Consider the following 21,550-nt stretch of genomic DNA (forward strand, 5'->3'; position numbering starts at 1 on the left):
ATACCCCTGCGGGAATCACATAGGAATGAAGACGACGTCTGGCAACATGTTGTAGCATCTAAAAAATGACTACGAAGACGACAAAGACCCCATCTGATCCAGATATTGACTGATTAGACGACAAACGTGTCTACCGGATTTACTGTCTTCTCAAACTGAATTTTCGTCGTAAGGGTAAACAACGCCTGCCGGTGCGCAATCCGGCTCCGCTGGCAACGCCGGAAGCACTCAACCAAAGTTGGTCAATTGATTTTATGCACGACGCGCTGACATGTGGCCGACGTTTTCGGACTTTCAATGTTGTCGATGATTTTAACCGTGAAGCTCTGGCGATAGAAATTGACCTGAATATCCCAGCGCAGCGTGTCGTCCGGGTGCTGGACAGAATAGTAGCAAACCGTGGATATCCGCTGAAGATGCGGATGGATAATGGGCCGGAACTAATATCACTGGCGCTGGCGCAATGGGCTGAAGACCATGGAGTGATGCTGGAATTTATCAAGCCGGGTAAGCCAACACAGAACGCGTTTATAGAACGGTTTAACCGAACATACCGGACAGAAATACTGGATTTTTACCTGTTCAGAACACTGAATGAAGTACGAGAAATAACGGAGCGCTGGCTGAATGAGTACAACAGTGAGCGTCCTCATGAATCCCTTAAAAACCTGACGCCGGAAGAGTACCGGCTGATGGCTGAGAAACCGGAAATCTCAAAAAGTGCCTGGAACTAAAGCTGGGATACTTACAATAACATCTGCAGCTCTCTCTCAACTCCACGCTGCTTATCTTCATTTATTTCGGTCGCGACCAGATAGCCAAAATGGGCCCAACTTGAATTACTCACCGCCTGGAAGAAACATTCTCGAACATTGCTACGGTTAAGCTGGCGTTTTACTTCAAACGACCACAGACGGGTTAAACGCCCTTCGCTATACCGTACACAGTTTTGCACGACGCTATCCCAGCCTTTATCGAGAGGCTGCAATGCAACAATATCAGGATAAAGCCAATGGTTTGCCCCAAGACCTTTATTGTTGCTTGAACGCTTTTCATCGATACGGCGACAAAGCAATTCTTCTTCTTCAGAAAGGTACTCAATCAAAAGCGGGTAAAGAGCATGCTCAGAAAAACTTACCGTCTCAGCAGATGGAGTCGGAGCGAAATCAAAAGATGACTCTTGTTGCACACCATTATCAATTTCCTTACCCCAGTAAAATAGTCTAGGCCGAGGCTTGTCACGCGTCATAACCTGGGGGCACATTGCTTTTGCCTGAACGGTTCTGCTCCCACCGACTTCAGCTGCTATTTGACTCAAGAAATCTTCATCGCTGGCAAAACGAGGGTTTTGACGCTTGTCGGCAAGCTCTGCACCATAGTGATCAATGATCTTTTGAGCAAGCTGGCGAGCTGTGAATTGTTCATCAGGATTAGCCTGAAGAACATTAATAATCATCTGCGGGCGACTAGTCATGGTTCCTGCCTTCGATATAACAGTAAGAACGCTTCTTTCTCACAGGCTACATTTTTGGATGCTGCTTTTAAGATGACACATTGTAAAACTCCCTCTCGCTAGAACCAAGCTCACAATACGAGTTTTTTGGCATTGAACAACAGATGATATTTTATTGTCTGTCAGGGTTTCGGTTCGGTAGAAGCCAGAATTTAAAAAAAAGGTATGTCAGATACATACCTTATATATTTTTTATATCAGCCCGTCTTTAATTTGGCAAAATCAAACGGGCTAACCCCCTTCTCCCGATTTGCATCCAGAAAATCAGCCCACCACTGCAGCATCAATTTGCGCTCATCCAGATGCTCGGCCTTATGAATATACGCCGCACGCACAGAGTTACGCTCCATATGGCTCATCTGCCGTTCCACCGCATCCCTCGACCACAATCCCGATTCAATCAGCGAACTACAAGCCATTGTCCTGAAACCATGGCCGCAGACTTCAACCTGTGTGTCATATCCCATAACTCGCAAAGATTTGTTCACCGTGTTCTCACTCATCGGTTTGCGAGGATTGTGATCGCCAATAAAGATCAGTTCATGATCGCCACTGAAAGTCTTAATCTGCTCGAGAATAGCCAGAGCCTGTCGGGAAAGCGGCACCAGATGAGGCGTACGCATTTTTGAGCCACGCTGCGAGTGCTTTACTCCTTCGATAGCTTCTCGCTCGGCTGGAATCGTCCACATAGCTGTTTCAAAATCGATCTCGGACCAACGAGCAAAACGCAGTTCACTTGAGCGGATAAAGACCAAGAGAGTTAGCTCAACGGCAAGGCGAGTCAGTAGCCTGCCTGTATAACTGCCAATGCGCTGAAGCAGTTCGGGAGTACGCTTCAACTCTAGCGCCGGTCGATGCTGTCGGTTACCTGAAGCAACGGCACCGACCATCTCCTGCGCAGGATTGTAGTCAAGCAAACCGCTCTGAACGGCATAGCGCATAATTGCGGTGGTTCGCTGTTGTAATCGTGAAGCAACCTCAAGCCGTCCCGATAGTTCAACAGCTTTGATAGGCGCTAACAGGTCCCGAGTTTTAAGCTCAGTAATATTTCGCTTACCAATGGCAGGAAAGAGGTTGTCTTCCAGGCTTTTCAGCACTCGTCGACTATGTTCTTCCGACCACTTTTTATTTGTGGCATGCCACTCAACGGCGAGCTGTTCAAAAGTGCGCGCTTCTTCCAGCTCAACTTTATCATTTTTCTTTTTGTCTCCCGGAGCGATACTGTTTGCCAAAAGCTTACGTGCTTCATCGCGACGAGCTCTGGCATCTGCAAGAGACACTTCAGGATAAACACCTAAAGCCAGCATCTTTTGCTTTCCGCCAAAGCGGTACTGCAGACGCCAGTATCTTGAACCATTTGGGTGGACGAGAAGATGCATACCGTTGCCATCGGTCAGCTTATATTGCTTATCCGTTGACTTGGCTGTTCTGACTTTGATATCTGTTAACGCCATGCTTATCCCCTCCCTGTTGGTACAAGCATTATCGAACCGGAAATACCATCATCTATACCAACAAGTGTTGGTAGATGTACGTTGATGTCGGTTGACCTTGAGAGAATAAAATAGCGAGAAAGGTAGTTAAATGCTGAATTTCACCCATAAAAAAAGCCACCCGCAGGTGACTTAATTTACATACTAATGGTGCCGAAGGCCGGACTCGAACCGGCACACCTTGCGGCGGTTGATTTTGAATCAACTGCGTCTACCGATTTCGCCACTTCGGCACTGTAAGTAGTATGCGGAAAACGTGGGCATTATACCCAGACCAGCCGGGCACGCAATAGTTATCCCGCCTTGTTCGGTTTAAGTGTTGAAAAAACAGACATACTCCGCAACACAGGGAGGATTTGCTGACAAAAATCTTCTGTCTGGCCACGTTTTTCCAATGCCGTTTCTCAAACTTCGCATTAGTATACAAATCACGAATAGATCTTGCCCTGTTGATGGATACCAGCTTGTTGAAAAAACTCTCACTTTCGCTCCTCGCGCTGGCCTTCGCCAGTACGCCTTTATGGAGCCACGCGCAGCAGAATGCGCGTCTGGCGTCGCAGGTCGTGGATGACCATGCAGAACACATCTTTTACGGCAGCGGCGCGATGGGAATGGCGCTGGTGGTGGTCGATAATAATCAGCAGGTCTTCCGCAGTTTCGGGGAAACCCGTCCCGGCTCCGATTTGCGCCCTCGTGAAGACTCCGTGGTGCGTATCGCCTCGCTGACCAAGCTGATTACCAGTGAAGTGCTGGTGAAAATGGCGCAGCAGGGCAAAGTCAGTATTAATGATCCGCTGCGTAAATATGCCCCGGCCGGTGCCCGCGTTCCTGCTTACAGCGGTACAAATCCGATCACATTGCTCAATCTCGCTACGCACACCAGCGGCCTGCCGCGTGAGCAGCCGGGTGGTGCGGCGAACCGGGCAGTCTTTACCTGGCCGACCAAGAGTGATCGCTGGAGCTGGCTGAGTGTCGCTAAACTCACCGTGCCGCCGGGTGCGCGTGCCTCTTATTCAAATCTGGCGTTTGACCTGCTTTCCGATGCGTTATCGAAGGCCGCGAATCAGCCTTATACCCAGTTGCTGCGCGATCAAATCACTCAGCCGCTGGGCATGGTGGATACCACGCTGACGCCAAACGCCAGCCAGTGTTCACGCCTGATGGAAGGTCTGCGTCCGAGCCCGTGTATTAACACGATAGCAGCAGCGGGCAGCGGTGGTCTTTATTCCACGCCTGCCGATATGGGCCGCTGGATGCGTCAGTTCCTCGGCCAGCGCACCGCGACCGCCGACATGGCGCAGAAGATGTATTACAAGCGCACGGACCTGGTCTCGCTCAAAGGGATGGATGTGCCGGGAATGGCGGACTCGCTGGGAATGGGTTGGGTAACCATGGCGCCGACGCCGTTGCTGCCACGCATCATTCAGAAAACCGGCGGCGGCGGTGGCTTTATCACCTATGTCGCGATGGTGCCGCAGCGCGGTGTGGGCGTGTTCGTGGTGGTGACCCGCAGCGAACTGACCAAGTTTAAGAATATGAGTGATGGCGTGAACGATCTGGTGGCTGATCTGGTGCGCAATAACGAGATCTGATTGCTCATCTCTGCAGACAGACGTAAAAAAAGCAGGCCCCGGTAAAGGGCCTGCTTTTTGTTTACCGGTATCCGTGCACTGCCGGATTTAGCGTTTTTTCAGCAGCAGGAACATACTGATGACGAAGAACAGTCCGCTCGGCAGCAAGGCGCCCAGAATCGGCGGAATGTTATAAACCAGGCTTAACGGACCGAAGATCTGGTCAAGCACGTAGAACAGAAAACCGAAGCAAATACCGGTCACCACACGTACGCCCATCGGGACGCTGCGCAAAGGCCCGAAGATGAATGACAGCGCCATCAGCATCATCACTGCAACCGAAAGTGGCGAGAAGATTTTACTCCACATATTCAGCTGGTAACGTTTTGCTTCCTGTCCGCTCTGCTTCAGGTATTTCACGTAGTTGTGCAGGCCACTGATCGACAACGCATCAGGGTCGAGTGCCACAACACCCAGTTTGTCCGGCGTCAGGTTGGTTTTCCATACCCCGGTCAGTGTCTGGGAACCGGTGATTTGCAGCTTATCCGTCAGGTCAGACTCATCCACCTGCGAGAGTTTCCACTCGCCATTATCAAAGGTCGCGGAGGACGCATAACGGACCGACTGCAGTTTATTCTCTTCATCGAAATGGTAGATGTTGACGCCGGTCAGCTCTTTTTCACCGGCCACGCGTTCGATATAGATAAAATCGTGACCATCTTTTGCCCACAATCCGTTCTGGGTAGAAAGCAGTGAACCGCCGTACATGGCCTGTGCACGGTAGTTACGGGCCATCTGTTCGCCCTGCGGCGCCACCCATTCACCAATCGCCATGGTCAGCAGCACCAGCGGGATAGCGGTTTTCATCACAGAAGCCGCAATCTGCATACGGGTGAAGCCGGAAGCCTGCATCACCACCAGCTCGCTGCGTGTTGCCAGCGTGCCGAGGCCCAGCAATGCGCCCAGCAATGCCGCCATCGGGAAGAAGATTTCGATATCCTTCGGTACGCTCAGCAGAGTATATAAACCTGCCCCTGCGGCAGAATATCCGCCCTGCCCGACTTTACGCAGCTGATCGACAAACTTGATGATGCCGGAGAGTGACACCAGCATGAACAGCGTCATCATGATGGTGTTGAAAATAGTGCGACCAATGTAACGGTCTAATACGCCAAACATCAGGCAGCTCCTCTCAGACGCGCACGGATTTTGCGAACCGGCAAGGTATCCCATGCATTAAGCACCAGCGCCAGTGCCAGATAGAGCAGGTTGGTTCCCCACATCCAGAGCATCGGATCCAGCTTACCTTTGGCTCCGTTGGAGCGCAGCGAGGTTTGCAGCAGGAAGAAAATCAGATACAGCAGGATAGCCGGCAGCATGCTGAGTACACGCCCCTGACGGGGGTTCACCACACTGAGCGGAACCACCAGCAAAGCCATGATAAACACTGAAACGATCAGCGTTAAACGCCAGTTCATCTCTGCACGCGCTTCCGGCTCAGAAGAGTGCCAGAGCTGCGTCATGGTCATCTGATCAGACTGATTAGGGTCAAGCTGCACTGTCTGATGGCCGATGACCGCCAGATAATCGGTGAAGTCTGTCACGCGGAAATCACGCAGCAGCGCCGTGCCTTCATAACGGGTGCCTTTATCCAGCATCACCTGCTGGGAACCGTCCGCACGCTGCAGCATATGGCCTTTATCAGCCACCACGACGGAAGGCCGCTGGTTGCCGTTCGGTCGCAGCTGTGCCAGGAACACATTATGGAACTCTTTCCCTTTAACACTGCCAACGAACAGAACCGCATTGCCGTTCTGGGCTTGCTGGAACTGACCTTCCACCATTGCGGCCATGCTCGGGTTGGCTTTCGCCTCCGCCAGCACTTCGTCCTGATGTTTGGACGACCACGGGCTGAGCCAGATCGCGTTCACACCGGCAAAGAATGAGGTAAACAGCGCCAGAATGAGTGCGGCGATGACCAGTGAGCGTTTTCCCAGGCCACAGGCATGCATGACCGTGATTTCACTGTCGGTATAAAGTTTACCGAGCGTCATCAGCAGGCCGAGGAACAGACTGAGCGGCAGAATAAGCTGCGCCATTTCCGGAACGCCAAGGCCCAGAAGTGAGAGAACTAAATTTGTTGGGATATCGCCATCGACCGCTGCTCCGAGCACTCTGACCAGCTTCTGACAGAAGAAGATGAGAAGCAAAATGAACAGAATGGCAAATTGGCTCTTGAAGGTTTCCCTAACCAGATATCTAATGATGATCACGCTTAATACGCCTGTGAAAACTTGTCTTTTTGAAGGAAAATCGCTAGTTTCATCGCTAATCCGTCATTTATTCTCATCATATGGCAACCTTCGCAGCTAAAATAGTATTACAACACCGAGAATTGGGGTGTCCTATAGGAACTTGCTTATAGCCGCCAAAATAAAAACTAACGCCGTTTAAGGTTAACACAGGTCGTTAACACAATGACGGGAGAGTGTCTCCGGCGACTCATTCTAGCCGTACCTCCCGCCCTTGTCTTTAAGATTCAGGAGAGTGCATGGAGTTCAGCGTAAAAAGCGGTAGCCCGGAAAAACAACGCAGTGCCTGTATTGTAGTCGGCGTTTTCGAACCTCGCCGTCTGTCACCGATTGCCGAACAACTCGACAAAATCAGTGATGGCTACATCAGCGCCCTGCTTCGCCGTGGCGAACTTGAAGGCAAAGTGGGCCAGACCCTCTTACTGCATCATGTACCGAATATTCTTTCAGAACGCATTTTGCTGATTGGTTGCGGCAAAGAACGCGAACTGGATGAGCGCCAGTACAAGCAGGTGATCCAGAAAACCATTAACACCCTGAACGACACCGGTTCTATGGAAGCCGTTTGCTTCCTCACCGAGCTGCACGTTAAAGGGCGTAATACTTACTGGAAAGTGCGTCAGGCGGTCGAAACCTCCAAAGAATCGCTTTACACCTTCGATCAACTGAAAAGCAATAAAACCGAACCCCGCCGTCCGCTGCGTAAAATGGTATTCAACGTGCCGACCCGCCGTGAACTGACCAGTGGTGAGCGCGCTATTCAACACGGTCTGGCGGTGGCTGCCGGTATTAAAGCCGCGAAAGATCTCGGCAACATGCCACCCAACATCTGTAACGCCGCTTACCTGGCGTCACAGGCCCGTCAGCTGGCAGATGCGTTCAGCACCAACATCACAACCCGCGTTATCGGCGAGCAGCAGATGAAAGAGCTGGGTATGAATGCGTATCTGGCGGTGGGTCAGGGTTCGAAAAACGAATCACTGATGTCGGTGATGGAATATAAAGGAAATCCTAATCCGGACGCTAAGCCTATCGTGCTTGTCGGTAAAGGTCTGACCTTCGATTCCGGCGGTATTTCCATTAAGCCCGCCGCGGATATGGACGAAATGAAGTACGACATGTGTGGCGCCGCAGCGGTTTATGGCGCGATGCGTGTGGTGGCTGAACTGAATCTGCCGCTGAACGTCATTGGCGTGCTGGCTGGCTGTGAAAACATGCCAGGCGGTCAGGCATTCCGTCCGGGCGATATTCTGACCACCATGTCCGGCCAGACTGTCGAAGTGCTGAATACCGATGCCGAAGGCCGTCTGGTGCTGTGCGATGCGCTGACTTATGTTGAGCGTTTCGATCCTGAGCTGGTGATTGACGTCGCCACGCTGACCGGTGCCTGCGTGATTGCCCTTGGCCATCACATCACCGGTTTGCTGTCGAATCACAATCCGCTGGCTCATGAACTGATCGGTGCATCCGAACAGTCGGGTGACCGCGCATGGCGTCTGCCGCTGGCTGATGAATATCAGGAACAGCTGGATTCTAATTTTGCGGATATGGCAAACATCGGCGGCCGTCCGGGCGGGGCTATCACCGCCGGATGTTTCCTGTCACGGTTCACCCGTAAATACAGTTGGGCGCACCTGGATATCGCCGGTACCGCATGGCGTTCAGGTAAGAACAAAGGTGCGACCGGTCGTCCGGTGGCACTGCTGTCACAGTTCCTGCTCAACCGTGCAGGCCTGGATGGCGATGAGTGATTCCTACGCTAAATAAGATATAATCTTCACTATCAGGGTCTGGTTCGCCAGACCTGTCACAGGCGGGCGCACCAGTTGCGCCCCTGTTTTTTTCTCAGCAGCACAGTGAACTCATCATGAAACAGGCAACCTTCTTTCTTCTCGATGCGCCGGACGCCAGTGGCGAGCTCAGCTCACACGAAGCCCTGGCCTGCGTGGTCGCCGCTGAACGTTACCGGATGGGCAAACGTGTTCTGCTGGCCTGTGAAGACCAAAAACAGGCTGAACGCCTGGATGAGGCGCTTTGGCAACGCGAACCGGGCCATTTTGTCCCGCATAACCTGGCTGGCGAAGGGCCGCGTTTTGGCGCGCCGGTTGAATTATGCTGGCCGGGAAAACGCGGTAATGCCCCGCGCGACTTGCTCATCAGCCTGATGCCTGAGTTTGCAGATTTTGCTACTGCTTTCCATGAAGTGGTAGACTTCGTTCCTTACGAAGATTCCCTTAAACAACTTGCGCGCGAACGCTACAAAGCCTATCGCAGCGTGGGTTTCTCTTTGACGACGGCCCCGACGCCCTCAGTCACCACATCGACCGACGAAAATACGAAGCGAAATGGATAAGACATATAACCCGCAAGACATCGAGCAGCCGCTTTACGAGCACTGGGAACAACAGGGCTATTTCAAGCCACATGGTGACACCAGTAAAGAAAGCTTTGCCATCATGATCCCGCCGCCGAATGTTACCGGCAGCTTGCACATGGGTCATGCTTTCCAGCAAACCATCATGGACGCCATGATCCGCTATCAGCGCATGCAAGGGAAAAACACCTTGTGGCAGGCGGGGACTGACCATGCGGGTATCGCAACGCAAATGGTGGTTGAGCGTAAAATCGCCGCAGAAGAAGGCAAAACCCGTCACGACTATGGCCGCGAAGCCTTCATCAACAAAATCTGGGACTGGAAAGCAGAATCCGGCGGCACCATTACCCGCCAGATGCGCCGTCTGGGCGATTCCGTAGACTGGGAGCGCGAGCGCTTCACGATGGATGAAGGCCTGTCTGACGCCGTGCGCGAAGTGTTTGTTCGCCTGTATAAAGAAGATCTGATTTATCGTGGCAAACGCCTGGTGAACTGGGATCCGAAACTGCGCACCGCGATTTCCGATCTGGAAGTGGAAAACCGCGAATCAAAAGGTTCCATGTGGCACCTGCGTTATCCGCTGGCTGACGGCGCGAAAACCGCTGAAGGCAAAGATTACCTGGTGGTCGCGACGACGCGCCCGGAAACCGTGCTCGGTGATACCGGCGTGGCCGTTAACCCGGAAGATCCGCGTTACCGGGATCTGATCGGCAAAGAGATCATTTTGCCGCTGGTAGGTCGTCGTATCCCGATTGTTGCCGATGAACACGCCGATATGCAAAAAGGCACCGGCTGCGTGAAGATCACCCCGGCGCATGACTTTAACGACTATGAAGTCGGTAAACGTCACGGCCTGCCAATGATCAACATTCTGACTTTTGATGGCGATATCCGCCAGGCCGCTGAAATTTTCGATACCAACGGCGAAGAAACGGATGCCTGCAGCAATGAGATCCCTGAACAGTTCCGTGGGCTTGAGCGTTTTGCTGCGCGTAAAGCCGTGGTCGCTGCCTTCGACGAAGCCGGTCTGCTGGAAGAAATCAAACCTCATGATCTGACTGTGCCTTACGGTGACCGTGGCGGCGTCGTTATCGAGCCCATGCTGACTGACCAGTGGTATGTGCGGACTGCGCCGCTGGCGAAAGTGGCGGTGGAAGCCGTTGAGCAAGGCGACATTCAGTTCGTGCCAAAGCAATACGAGAATATGTATTTCAGCTGGATGCGTGACATTCAGGACTGGTGTATTTCCCGTCAGCTGTGGTGGGGACACCGTATCCCGGCGTGGTATGACGCCGAAGGCAACGTATTTGTTGGCCGCGACGAAGCGGAAGTACGCAGCGAAAATAACCTGGGCGCAGACGTTGTACTGACTCAGGACGAAGACGTGCTCGATACCTGGTTCTCTTCCGGTCTGTGGACTTTCTCCACGCTGGGCTGGCCAGAACAGACACCTGACCTCAAAGCCTTCCACCCTTCAAGCGTGGTCGTCAGCGGCTTCGACATCATCTTCTTCTGGATCGCGCGCATGATCATGATGACCATGCACTTTGTGAAAGACGAGAACGGCAAGCCGCAGGTTCCGTTCCACACTGTTTATATGACGGGGCTTATCCGCGACGATGAAGGGCAGAAAATGTCCAAGTCCAAAGGTAACGTTATCGATCCGCTGGATATGATCGACGGTATCTCGCTGGAAGATCTGCTGGAAAAACGTACCGGCAACATGATGCAGCCGCAGCTGGCAGAGAAAATCCGCAAGCGCACCGAGAAGCAATTCCCGAACGGTATCGAACCGCACGGTACTGATGCCCTGCGCTTCACGCTGGCGGCACTGGCGTCTACCGGTCGTGACATCAACTGGGACATGAAGCGTCTTGAAGGCTACCGTAACTTCTGTAATAAGCTGTGGAATGCCAGCCGCTTTGTACTGATGAACACCGAAGATCAGGATTGCGGCCTGAACGGCGGCAAACTTGAGCTGTCACTGGCTGACCGCTGGATCCTCGCGGAATATAACCGCACGGTAAAAACTTACCGTGAAGCGATGGATAACTATCGCTTCGATCTGGCTGCCAGCATTCTGTATGAATTCACCTGGAACCAGTTCTGTGACTGGTATCTGGAACTGACCAAGCCGGTGATGAACGGGGGCAACGAAGCCCAGCTACGCGGCACCCGTCATACACTGGTAGAAGTGCTGGAAGGTTTGCTGCGTCTTGCGCATCCGATCATCCCGTTCATCACAGAAACCATCTGGCAGCGCGTGAAATCGCTGAAAGGCATCACGGCAGAAACTATTATGCTGCAGCCTTTCCCTGAGTTTGACGTAGCAAAAGCAGACGAACTGGCGCTGGCTGATCTGGAGTGGATTAAGCAGGCGATCATTGCTATCCGTAACGTGCGTGCTGAAATGAACCTGTCCCCGGCTAAACCGCTGGAACTGCTGCTGCGCGGCGCAAGTGCAGATGCACAACGTCGTGTGGAACAGAACCTGAGCTTTATTAAATCGCTGGCACGTCTGGAATCCATCACCATTCTGCCTGCTGGCGACAAAGGCCCGGTCTCTGTCACCAAACTGGTGGAAGGTGCGGAACTGCTGATCCCAATGGCCGGTCTGATTGATAAAGATGCCGAACTGGCGCGTCTGGACAAAGAGATGGCAAAACTGGATGGCGAGATTGCCTCCATCGAAGGCAAGTTGTCTAACGAAGGGTTCGTGGCGCGTGCGCCGGAAGCCGTCGTCGCCAAAGAACGTGAACGTCTGACGGCCTGTGGCGAAGCAAAAGTGAAACTGGCAGAACAGAAAGCCACGATTGCCGCGCTGTAACTCCGGTTATCCGTAAGCGTTAAAACACAATAAAAACGAAGGCCAGTCAGCGTAATCTGACTGGCCTTTTTTATTTAATCTGCTTCAGGGCTGAGAATCGTTGTTATGCGCGTCCACAAAAAGCTCGGTCATTTTTTTTACCAGCGTGGCAAAAAATTGGTTATTAAGAGCCGCTTTGTTATAAATCATATATATCGGCTGAGAAGGTAAATCGAACTCCATTTCCAGCTTCTGGACATCGAACGAATTTTTTACTTTTTCATAGAAACGTTCGGCAACAAACGCCAGCAGGTCAGAAACCTCAACCATTGAAATAATAGAGAGTAATGAAGGGCTGATGTATCTGACTTTTCTTTCGTGCTGCAGCATCTTATTCACGTTCAGCCGGTTAGATAAAGCGCTGGCACTTTCCGAATCCACAAAAATATACTCTTCAGCAATTGCCTGTTCGCGTGTCACCGTTCCTTTGATGCGCGGATGTGAACCGCGGCAAATCAGGACCGGCATTTCGTCGGCAATATGCTGGCTTACCCGGGAGTGACTAATGTGCGGATGAATATCAAAAACAATGTCTGCTTTACGGAAAATCAGCGACTCTTCGATATCAGTCAGGGAGTTATTGCTGACGTGATGAATTATCTCGCAATCAGGTGCCACTTCATCCAGCACCTTGCGCATCACATTCATGGTAAACATAGATAAGTAAGGTGAACAGTTAACAACAAGGCGGGTGGGTACAGAATCAAATGAGATATTCTGCAATTTCGCAATCAGATTGTCATAAGCCTCTGCCAGCCCTTCATGTATACCCACTGCAACGGTTGTGGGTGCCAGCGCCTTACCATCCCTGATGAACAACGCATCATTATAATGAACCCGCAAACGCCCAAGAGCCTGACTGACAGCGGAAGGTGTGATGCCAAGAGCATCCGCCGCTTTGGTTCCGCTACGATGAATGAAAACAGCCTCAAACGTAGTTAATAAATTGAGATCAAAATTTTTCACCATTTTAAAACGATCGGTGAGTATGTTCTCTTTCATGCTTTCCAGCCCTCTGATCTCAGGTGTGTTACGAAAATTCGTATTCTCACCCTCAATCATAGTCAAGTTACTCATTGTTGGTCTCCTTACCTGTAAGTAAATTTGATGTATTTTATTAATACAAATGATCTGATTTTATTCATTAAAATCAATTTAAAAGAAAAGCAGACAGTGATATAAAACGCCAGCTTTACACATTCTGTCTATGAGGAAATAAACTTTACTGAACTATACCTTTAACAAATTAGAATGAAAATCTGTCCGTTTTTTAGAAAAATAGAAAATTCATATAAATTTCCGATCATTCATACAGATACACCAGCATTTAAGATTACTAAATAGTACATTCAGCGTTCGAAAAGTTGTTTACCCGATAACGAGGAATAATACGCGTCAGCGATAAGTGATAGCGATTCTTAAACACTCTCCGCCTTTGCGCTGAACCTGAACCTGAACCTGAACCTGGCGCAGGTTAACGTGGTATTAATTATTAACTGATATTTTATCTGGCCTTCTGAAAGGCTGGCAGAATGCCTTTCTTAAAAGAAGAAAGGGGCATCGCAACGGGTGTAACGAGGAAGGTTTGATCATGTCCCTGTACTGGAGGCAAAGAATAGTTGCCTTCAGTACAGGGGAAAAATGCTCATCTGAGATAAGTAAAACCACCGGGAAACGCCTGCGGCGTTGCATCAGCAGGCCCTAAGGTGGTATTAAAACGGTCTGTTTGATTACCTGTTATTGAAACTGAGTGAGTAACATGACGACCTCCCTTCCTGTCAGCGTGCGGGTGCGACCGATACGCCATGAAGATAATGCAGCCATCGCCAACGTGATCCGCCACGTTTCTGCCGAATTTGGCCTGACCGCCGATAAAGGCTATACCGTCGCGGATCCGAATCTGGATCATTTGTTTGAAACCTACAGTCAGCCGCGCTGCGCCTACTGGGTCGTAGAACTTGACGGGGTGGTTGCGGGCGGCGGCGGCGTCGCGCCATTATCCGGTGCAGAGAGTGATCTGTGTGAATTGCAGAAGATGTATTTTATGCCGGCACTGCGCGGTCAGGGGCTGGCAAAACGACTGGCCTTACAGGCTATTGAACATGCGCGCCAGCAGGGTTTTGCCCGCTGCTATCTGGAAACCACCGCCAGTCTGACCCAGGCCATTGCACTGTATGAGCGTCTGGGTTTTCACCACATTGATTGCGCACTTGGCAATACCGGCCATGTTGATTGTGAAGTGACGATGTTAAAATATCTCTGACACCGTGTTCATCCTTTATCCGCTCTTTGCAAACAGGCATCTGAATGTTCACACATAAAGCCATTTCCGCGTTAAATGAACTGGAGCTGACGGTCTACAACTACATCGTCAAAAACGGCGATAAGGCGATGTACATGACCATTCGTGAACTGGCAGATGCCGCAGGCGTCTCGACCACGACCGTTTTGCGTTTCTGCAAGAAAATGGACTGCGAGGGGTATTCTGAATTCCGCATCCGCTTTAAGCTGTTTTTAGAACATGAAGAAAAGCCACCGGTATCATTTGGTATCAGTGAGATCATCAGTTATTTCAAAAGCATTAATAACAGTGAGTTTGATGAATTATTAGAAAACGCAGCCCGCCAGATTGCCAATGCGCAACGTATTATATTTGTGGGCGTGGGAACATCAGGTTCATTAGGCAAGTATAGCGCACGCTTTTTCTCTAATGTCGGAAAATTCAGTACCTTTATTGACGACCCTTATTTCCCGATCAACAGCGATATGTATAAAGATGCCATCGCCATTATTCTTTCTGTCTCGGGTGAAACGGAAGAAGTGCTGCGTTTCGCTACGCAGTTCAGCCAGCATAATTGCCAGATCATCAGCCTGACTAACAGCGAGAATTCAACACTGGCGCGGATGGCAGACCTCAACATCTCTTACCACATGCCGCAAATAGTCCTCGAAGGGCAATATAATATTACCACGCAGATCCCGGTACTTTATATTATCGAGACTATCGGGAAGAAATTACCTTTAATAAAACGTGACTCAGCGCAATGAAAAAACAGGGTGTTTTAAAGAAGTAACAAATCACCCGATTCGATTTTTGTTATATCGTGACAATATACTTTCTTTTGCTACACTCCTGCCAACGAGTAAAAAAACAAAAAAGCTCACCTCTGTATACCCGCAGGAGAATAATAAATAATGGCTATTGATTACGCTCAGACAGCTCAGGAGATCGTTAAATATATTGGCGGCGATAATAATGTGATTAGTATCACACATTGCGCCACACGTTTACGCTTTGTTCTGAAAGATAATAAAGCGGTCGATAAAGAAGAATTAAAACGTGTGAAAGGCGTTATCACCGTTATCGAAGCCGGCGGACAAATGCAGGTGGTGATCGGCAACCACGTGAGCGATGCTTACAAACAGGTGCTGAAACTGATCCGGATTGATGAAAACGCGCCGGTTTCAGCGCCAAATGTCGGTATTGTCAGCCGTGTCATGGACGTTATTTCCAGCATCTTTACGCCTTTCCTTTATCAGCTTGCCGCCTGCGGTATCTTACAGGGGATTATCTCCTTCCTGGCCGCCGTCGGGATTATGGACGCCAGCAGCGGCACTTACCGTATCCTGAATTTTGTCTCCTGGACGGCCTTTACCTTCCTGCCGGTGATGATTGCATTCACCGCCGCGAAAAAATTCAACGTCAACCCTTTCACCGCCGTCATTACCGCCTGTGCACTGATCAGCCCCGATTACATGAATATGCTGACGGCGTTCAAAATCACGTCGGTCAACTCCGCTGACCCGGCCATGCAACAACTGATGCGCGAAGCAGTCAGTAATCCTGATATCGCCAACATTTTACAGAATGTTGTCGGCATTCCGGTTTCGGCACCCACTCTGGATTTCCTGGGGATTCCGGTGAAATACCTGAGCTATACCGCGTCCGTTATCCCGATCATTCTGATGGTCTGGGCGATGTCTTATATCGAGCATTTCTTTAATAAATTCCTGCCGGTGGTGATCCGTAACCTGTTCACGCCAATGTTCTGTATCGCGATTATGGTGCCCATGACGCTGCTGGTGTTCGGGCCGGTGGGTAATCTGATTGGCGGTGCTATTGGCGGCGTTTACAACACGCTCTATCACCTCAGCCCGACGATTGCCGGTTTTGTGGTGGGAGCTTTCTGGCAGCCACTGGTCACCCTGGGGGTTCACTGGGGCATTACACCCGTCACCGTCGGCAACTACGCCACGCTGGGTTATGACACCTTTACCGGTCTGCAGGCGTCTGCCGTCTTCGCCATGACCGGCAGCATGTTTGGCGTATACCTGAAAACCCGCAGTCGCGAAATGAAAGGTATCTCACTGTCTGCTGGCGTCACCGGTCTGTTCGGTATCACGGAACCGGCAATTTACGGTGTGGCGCTGCGCCTGAAAAAACCGTTCCTGTGCAGTTGCGTAGCAGGTGGTATCGGCGGCGCGATTGCCGGTTCCTTTAATGCGGTGTCGTGGAGCTATTGCCTGCCGGGTATCGCCGTACTGCCGGTGTTCTTCAAAGAAGGCCATATGCCGCAGTTCCTCGGTTTCCTGTTGTCGATTACTGTCGCGTTTGTCCTCGGCGCGCTGTTCACCTGGCTGGTCGGCTTCAAAGATGAGCCGGATGTCGCCGCAACCCAAAAACCGCAGGCAGAAACACCACGCGCCACCCAGGCTGAAATGAATTAAGTCACAGATTACGTTCTACAGGGCAGAAGCACTCTGCCCTCACCTGGTATCGAGGAGAAACAAATGAGCCATCAGTTACAAAAGGATTTCTTATGGGGCGGCGCGGTTGCGGCGCATCAGGTTGAAGGCGGCTGGAACAAAGGCGGTAAAGGCATCAGTATCTGCGATGTGCTTTCCGGCGGCGCACACGGCGTTGACCGCGTGATGACCGACGGCGTGCTTGAAGGTTACAGCTATCCAAACCATGAAGCCGTCGATTTCTACTCGCATTACAAAGAAGACATCGCTTTATTCGCTGAAATGGGTTTCAAATGCTTCCGCACTTCGATTGCCTGGACGCGTATATTTCCGAACGGTGACGAATTACAGCCAAACGAAGCCGGACTGCAATTCTATGATGATATGTTCGATGAGTTGCTCAAATACAATATCGAGCCGGTCATCACCCTTTCCCACTTCGAAATGCCGTGGCATCTGGTGAAAGAATACGGCGGATGGAAAAACCGTCAGGTGGTGGATTTCTTTGTACGCTTCAGCCAGGTGGTGATGGAACGCTACAAAGGCAAAGTGAAATACTGGATGACCTTCAACGAGATCAATAACCAGCGTAACTGGAAATATCCGCTGTTCGGTTATTGCTGCTCCGGTGTGGTATTCACCGAACAGGAAAATCCGGAAGAAACAATGTATCAGGTGCTGCATCATCAGTTTGTGGCCAGCGCCAAAGTGGTCAAACTCGGCCATGACATCAACCCGGATTTCCAGATTGGCTGCATGATCGCCATGGTGCCGCTGTATCCGTTTTCCTGCCACCCGGACGATGTGATGTATGCCGTCGAAGCGATGCACGAACGCTTCCTGTTCAGCGACGTTCATATGCGCGGTTATTACCCGGCCTATACGCTGAAAGAATGGGAACGACGCGGCTTTAACATCAACATGGAAGACGGCGATTTACAGGCGCTGCGCGACGGCTGCGCAGATTATATCGGCCTGAGCTATTACATGAGTAACGCCATATCGGCACACAATCCCAGTGATGATAACGGCTTGTCCGGTTTTGCGGGCAGCGTACCGAATCCGCACGTGAAAGCTTCTGACTGGGGCTGGCAGATTGATCCGGTGGGTCTGCGCTACACACTGAATATCTTGTACGAACGTTATCAGAAGCCGCTGTTTATTGTCGAAAATGGCTTTGGCGCTATCGACAAAGCGGGGGAGGACGGCATCATTCATGATGATTACCGCATCGCCTACCTGAAAGCCCATATTGAGCAGATGAAAAAAGCCGTACTGGAAGATGGTGTGGATCTGATGGGCTACACGCCGTGGGGCTGCATCGACTGCGTGTCGTTTACCACGGGCCAGTACAGCAAACGTTACGGCTTTATTCACGTCGATAAGAACGATGACGGCACCGGCACCATGGCGCGCTCTAAAAAAGAGAGCTTCGGCTGGTATCAGAAAGTGATTGAGAGTAACGGAGAGGTGCTTTAAATCGCAGACAGCCAGCTCCTGACGGAGCTGGCTTTTATGACTAGTGACGTTTTACCTCGAAATACGAGAACTCGCTGTATCCTGCATCTGAGTCCAGTCCGGACGCGGCAGAGTAAATACCGATTTTTGCCCCTACCCATTTCCCCGCTGAAATTGCTAGTTGTGGCTCAACGGTTTTCCACTCTTCGGTTTCGATCTGTCTGAAAGAGAAATGACAGACACCACGTTGCAATATCTCCGCTCTGATGAACACCGCTTCGTTGCGGATGAGCGTCGACAGCACGGTTCTTTTCTGACTCAGAACACCTTTATCGCTCATCCAGCCGAAATCAAACACCAGCGCCCATCCGCCTTCCTGCCGGCACACCGAAACCGCTCCATATCTCTCGCCATAGACAATCAAGCCGCTCTGTTCCCCGTCGTGGTTAAAATGCGGAGTCAGACGCGTAGTTACCGTAAATTGAGGTGCGGATAATTTCTGCAAAAGGAGTTGGGGTGTGTCGTACAAAGACCGCGCACCAAAAGGCCGGCAGACCAGTTTCAGCCCCTCCGGTGACGGAATAATCCAGTCACGTTGCGGATTCGCCTGCCACTGCCATTGCAGGCCAAAACGGCCGTCAGCAAAGCGGTCAGTTGTTTGCGGTTTGCAGGATTTACCCTCTTTGCCTGTCATGGGTTTTGGGTAAACCGACACGGGTTGCCCGGGCCCTGCGTCATCAACCTTCTCACCGATTTCCGGCCAGTCATCATGCTTCCAGCGCATGGGCTGTAAGTGCACTATCCGGCCATTATGTGCAGCATCCTGAAAATGCATAAACCAGCATTCCCCGTTTTTCAGCTCGACCCATCCGCCCTGATGCGGGCCATTCACTTTCGAGGTGCCCTGATGCAACACATCCCGGGACTCAAACGGGCCGTTAATCTGTCGCGAACGTAATACAGTTTGCCAGCCACTTTCGACGCCCCCGGCAGGAGCGAAGATGTAATACCAGCCATTACGCCAATACATTTTTGGCCCTTCAATGGTCGGATGGGAAACCGCGCCATCAAAAATGATGCTTCCCTCATCAAGAAGAGATGTCGCATCGGGCGCCATTTCACAAAGCTGTAGCTGATGTTTAATCCCGGAACGGCTGTAAGCAAACGCATGAACCAGCCATGCGCGCCCGTCGTCATCCCAGAACGGGCAAGGATCGATCCAGCCCTTCACCGCTTTAATACAATGCGGCTCGCTCCAGTCTTTGGCCGGGTCTGCGGTGTAAGACATAAAAATGCCTTCATCAGGCATGCTGTAAAACACCCAGAACAGCCCGTTGTGATAACGAATACTCGGTGCCCAGATCCCTTTGCCGGGCTGCATATTGTCGTAGGCGGGATAGTTAATCCGCTGCACAACATGGTTAATAATTTTCCAGTTCACCAGATCTGTTGAGTGAAGAACAGGCAGGCCCGGAATATGGTTAAAACTTGAAGCCACCATGTAAATATTGTCGCCCACACAGACAATATCCGGGTCTGAATAATCCGCATACAAGACAGGGTTCTGATAATGCCCGTCACCCAAATCGGGTTGCCAGCCTGAATTTAATACATCATCCATTGAGGTTATCTCCATTATTTCGCCACCAGACCCGCCGGGATCAGGTCAGGTTTATTTTCCTGCCTGTCGGCGATCTCAGTGCTGCGTTTTGCCAGATCATTCTGGATTTTGTTCATGGTGGCATCGTCGAGTTTGTAGAAACGGGCAAGGAAATAAAGAATGAGATAGGACACCGACGGCCCCACGGTCAGGAGACCAATAATACCCGTGGTCGCCAGAGCGGTTTGTGTTTCTGCTCCCGCATGATAACCAAACCAGCCAAGTGAGAACCCGACGAAAGCGCCCGCAAAGGCCATTCCCAGTTTTAACGCGAACAGATTGCCGGAGAAAGAAAGGCCCGTAATACGACGTCCTGTTTTCCATTCTCCATAATCCGCCGCATTGGCCATCATGTTCCATTTAAACGGCTGATACATCTGGTGTAAAAAACCGATAATGAAATAAAGCGGAAAAATTACTGGCAGGAGTTTCGGCGGTACAAAAAACATCACGACGCCCGCCAGAACCAACAGCAAATTGATATTTTTAAACATCGTCAGTGTACTAAAACGCCGGGCAAAATATCCCGCTGCTATTGCCCCAAATATCGTGCCGACCACGCTGGTCGTGATAAACGTACTTTTCATCGCCGTGCCACTGATCAGACTCTGTCCCTTATCCAGCATCAGATACGTCGCGTAATACAACGTTGCGGAACTGCGCATCACCCCGGCCATACTGGAGAAAAAGGTAATGATGGCGACAATACGCCACTGATCATTGGACAGCAGCTTTTTCAAATCACTGAGAACCGACACCTCACGGGTATCCTCCGCCGTGATCCGTTCTTTAGTGAAACAAAAACAAAACACCAGCATACAAATAGCAATTGCGCCCATTACCGCCATCGTCGCCTGATATCCTGCCTGCAGATTTTCTTTACCGAAATAATCCACCAGCCACAGGGTGCCGACAGAAACCAGTAAACCGGCCAGAGAGGAGATGGTAAAACGATAAGATTGTGCAGAGAGCCGGTCTTTATCATCCGTCGTAATTACGCCTCCCAGGGCGCAGTAAGGAATATTGATAAAGGTGTAACACAGCATCAGCAATGAGTAAGTGATGTAGGCGTAAAGCAGTTTGCCTGAATGACCGAAATCAGGCGTTGTGAAGGTCATTACGGCCAGCACTGCATAAGGAATGGCAAACCATATCAGCCACGGGCGAAAATGCCCCCAGCGGGTTTTTACACGGTCAGCGATAATGCCGGTAAGCGGATCACTCACGGCATCCAGAATGCGCGTAACCAGAAACATCACCCCGACAGCGGCGGCGGAGAGCCCGTAAATATCAGTATAAAAGTAGGTCAGAAACATCGTGACCGAGGAATAAACGATCCCGCAAGCGGCGTCACCCATACCAAAACCGAGTTTTTCTATAACAGACAATTTCTTTACGGCTGCCATAATCTGACTCCAAACCATGAGGTAGAATATCTTTCAGAATTGGTATGTTAACTTTTGGCAGCTGTGTTGAATTTAACCATATTTTGCTTATGGTTTATGAAATTTACCAAACGAGAGGCGTCTCACAAAGAGAAGGGGGTTATGCAGAAAT

Annotated in this window: 15 protein-coding genes, 1 tRNA gene and 1 pseudogene; 9 read left to right on the forward strand and 8 right to left on the reverse strand. The window is 50.9% G+C overall.

Going from position 1 to position 21,550, the window contains the following annotated elements:
- Window positions 1-122: 122 nt before the first annotated feature.
- A pseudogene (locus ACOZIO_RS17150) lies at window positions 123-734 on the forward strand (IS3 family transposase); the annotation flags it as partial.
- An 11-nt stretch (window positions 735-745) separates the two neighbouring features.
- On the opposite strand, the gene ACOZIO_RS17155 reads toward ACOZIO_RS17150, so the two are convergent.
- The 3 genes from ACOZIO_RS17155 to ACOZIO_RS17165 form a co-directional block, all read right to left on the reverse strand.
- On the reverse strand, window positions 746-1,474 hold the full coding sequence (locus tag ACOZIO_RS17155) for an HrgA protein (RefSeq protein WP_421595534.1): 729 nt from the start codon (window positions 1,472-1,474) through the stop codon (window positions 746-748).
- Window positions 1,475-1,710: 236 nt separating this feature from the next.
- Entirely contained in the window at window positions 1,711-2,967 is a 1,257-nt protein-coding gene (locus ACOZIO_RS17160; protein WP_421595535.1) for a tyrosine-type recombinase/integrase, read from the reverse strand.
- Between the two features lie 187 nt (window positions 2,968-3,154).
- A tRNA-Leu gene (locus ACOZIO_RS17165) sits at window positions 3,155-3,239 on the reverse strand.
- 219 nt (window positions 3,240-3,458) lie between these two features.
- Here ACOZIO_RS17165 and ampH point away from each other — a divergent pair.
- On the forward strand, window positions 3,459-4,598 hold the full coding sequence (ampH, locus tag ACOZIO_RS17170; protein WP_129992005.1) for a D-alanyl-D-alanine-carboxypeptidase/endopeptidase AmpH: 1,140 nt from the start codon (window positions 3,459-3,461) through the stop codon (window positions 4,596-4,598).
- A gap of 87 nt (window positions 4,599-4,685) precedes the next feature.
- Here ampH and lptG read toward each other — a convergent pair whose 3' ends face one another.
- Entirely contained in the window at window positions 4,686-5,756 is a 1,071-nt protein-coding gene (gene lptG, locus ACOZIO_RS17175; RefSeq protein WP_129954651.1) for an LPS export ABC transporter permease LptG, read from the reverse strand.
- Window positions 5,756-6,850 (reverse strand): LPS export ABC transporter permease LptF, encoded by a 1,095-nt coding sequence (gene lptF, locus ACOZIO_RS17180; protein ID WP_129954652.1) that lies wholly within the window; start codon window positions 6,848-6,850, stop codon window positions 5,756-5,758. The genes lptG and lptF overlap by 1 nt, the downstream gene beginning before the upstream one ends.
- Window positions 6,851-7,128: 278 nt before the next feature.
- On the opposite strand from lptF, the gene pepA reads away from it, so the two are divergent.
- From pepA to ACOZIO_RS17195, 3 genes are all read left to right on the forward strand, one after another.
- A complete protein-coding gene (gene pepA, locus ACOZIO_RS17185) occupies window positions 7,129-8,640 on the forward strand; it encodes a leucyl aminopeptidase (RefSeq protein ID WP_129954653.1) in 1,512 nt (503 codons plus the stop codon).
- Between the two features lie 116 nt (window positions 8,641-8,756).
- On the forward strand, window positions 8,757-9,242 hold the full coding sequence (locus tag ACOZIO_RS17190) for a DNA polymerase III subunit chi (protein ID WP_129954654.1): 486 nt from the start codon (window positions 8,757-8,759) through the stop codon (window positions 9,240-9,242).
- Complete coding sequence (locus ACOZIO_RS17195; RefSeq protein ID WP_421595536.1) at window positions 9,235-12,090, forward strand: valine--tRNA ligase; 2,856 nt, start codon at window positions 9,235-9,237, stop codon at window positions 12,088-12,090. Before ACOZIO_RS17190 ends, ACOZIO_RS17195 begins: the two co-directional genes overlap by 8 nt.
- An 84-nt stretch (window positions 12,091-12,174) precedes the next feature.
- Here the strand turns inward: ACOZIO_RS17195 and ACOZIO_RS17200 are convergent, their stop codons facing one another.
- Window positions 12,175-13,206, reverse strand: a complete 1,032-nt coding sequence (locus ACOZIO_RS17200; protein WP_235173385.1) for a LysR family transcriptional regulator — start codon at window positions 13,204-13,206, stop codon at window positions 12,175-12,177.
- Between the two features lie 682 nt (window positions 13,207-13,888).
- Here ACOZIO_RS17200 and ACOZIO_RS17205 point away from each other — a divergent pair.
- The 4 genes from ACOZIO_RS17205 (at window position 13,889) to ACOZIO_RS17220 (ending at window position 18,354) form a co-directional block, all read left to right on the forward strand.
- Window positions 13,889-14,392 (forward strand): GNAT family N-acetyltransferase, encoded by a 504-nt coding sequence (locus ACOZIO_RS17205; protein ID WP_129954657.1) that lies wholly within the window; start codon window positions 13,889-13,891, stop codon window positions 14,390-14,392.
- A 44-nt stretch (window positions 14,393-14,436) separates the two neighbouring features.
- The gene (locus ACOZIO_RS17210; protein WP_129954658.1) at window positions 14,437-15,177 is read left to right on the forward strand and encodes a MurR/RpiR family transcriptional regulator; all 741 of its coding nucleotides are present in this window, start codon (window positions 14,437-14,439) and stop codon (window positions 15,175-15,177) included.
- Window positions 15,178-15,324: 147 nt separating this feature from the next.
- Window positions 15,325-16,857 carry a PTS transporter subunit EIIC gene (locus ACOZIO_RS17215; protein WP_129954659.1) on the forward strand — a complete coding sequence of 511 codons (1,533 nt, stop codon included), beginning with the start codon at window positions 15,325-15,327 and terminating at the stop codon, window positions 16,855-16,857.
- Between the two features lie 63 nt (window positions 16,858-16,920).
- On the forward strand, window positions 16,921-18,354 hold the full coding sequence (locus ACOZIO_RS17220; RefSeq protein WP_129992004.1) for a 6-phospho-beta-glucosidase: 1,434 nt from the start codon (window positions 16,921-16,923) through the stop codon (window positions 18,352-18,354).
- A gap of 40 nt (window positions 18,355-18,394) precedes the next feature.
- Here the strand turns inward: ACOZIO_RS17220 and ACOZIO_RS17225 are convergent, their stop codons facing one another.
- Complete coding sequence (locus ACOZIO_RS17225; RefSeq protein WP_240783491.1) at window positions 18,395-19,954, reverse strand: glycoside hydrolase 43 family protein; 1,560 nt, start codon at window positions 19,952-19,954, stop codon at window positions 18,395-18,397.
- Between the two features lie 14 nt (window positions 19,955-19,968).
- Window positions 19,969-21,399, reverse strand: coding sequence for a glycoside-pentoside-hexuronide (GPH):cation symporter (locus ACOZIO_RS17230; RefSeq protein WP_129954662.1), 1,431 nt, complete (start codon window positions 21,397-21,399; stop codon window positions 19,969-19,971).
- Window positions 21,400-21,550 lie beyond the last annotated feature (151 nt).

This window comes from Rahnella sp. PD4 (assembly GCF_049199325.1).
Classification (GTDB): Bacteria; Pseudomonadota; Gammaproteobacteria; order Enterobacterales; family Enterobacteriaceae; genus Rahnella; species Rahnella perminowiae.

Excerpts from the sequence above, each read along its gene's own strand:
- ampH (WP_129992005.1), top strand. The coding sequence starts at position 3,459 with ATGGATACCAGCTTGTTGAAAAAACTCTCACTTTCGCTCCTCGCGCTG.
- ACOZIO_RS17215 (WP_129954659.1), top strand. The coding sequence starts at position 15,325 with ATGGCTATTGATTACGCTCAGACAGCTCAGGAGATCGTTAAATATATT.
- ACOZIO_RS17225 (WP_240783491.1), bottom strand. The coding sequence starts at position 19,954 with ATGGATGATGTATTAAATTCAGGCTGGCAACCCGATTTGGGTGACGGG.
- ACOZIO_RS17210 (WP_129954658.1), top strand. The coding sequence starts at position 14,437 with ATGTTCACACATAAAGCCATTTCCGCGTTAAATGAACTGGAGCTGACG.
- ACOZIO_RS17190 (WP_129954654.1), top strand. The coding sequence starts at position 8,757 with ATGAAACAGGCAACCTTCTTTCTTCTCGATGCGCCGGACGCCAGTGGC.
- pepA (WP_129954653.1), top strand. The coding sequence starts at position 7,129 with ATGGAGTTCAGCGTAAAAAGCGGTAGCCCGGAAAAACAACGCAGTGCC.
- ACOZIO_RS17205 (WP_129954657.1), top strand. The coding sequence starts at position 13,889 with ATGACGACCTCCCTTCCTGTCAGCGTGCGGGTGCGACCGATACGCCAT.
- ACOZIO_RS17220 (WP_129992004.1), top strand. The coding sequence starts at position 16,921 with ATGAGCCATCAGTTACAAAAGGATTTCTTATGGGGCGGCGCGGTTGCG.
- ACOZIO_RS17155 (WP_421595534.1), bottom strand. The coding sequence starts at position 1,474 with ATGACTAGTCGCCCGCAGATGATTATTAATGTTCTTCAGGCTAATCCT.
- ACOZIO_RS17160 (WP_421595535.1), bottom strand. The coding sequence starts at position 2,967 with ATGGCGTTAACAGATATCAAAGTCAGAACAGCCAAGTCAACGGATAAG.
- ACOZIO_RS17195 (WP_421595536.1), top strand. The coding sequence starts at position 9,235 with ATGGATAAGACATATAACCCGCAAGACATCGAGCAGCCGCTTTACGAG.
- ACOZIO_RS17230 (WP_129954662.1), bottom strand. The coding sequence starts at position 21,399 with ATGGCAGCCGTAAAGAAATTGTCTGTTATAGAAAAACTCGGTTTTGGT.
- ACOZIO_RS17200 (WP_235173385.1), bottom strand. The coding sequence starts at position 13,206 with ATGAGTAACTTGACTATGATTGAGGGTGAGAATACGAATTTTCGTAAC.
- lptG (WP_129954651.1), bottom strand. The coding sequence starts at position 5,756 with ATGTTTGGCGTATTAGACCGTTACATTGGTCGCACTATTTTCAACACC.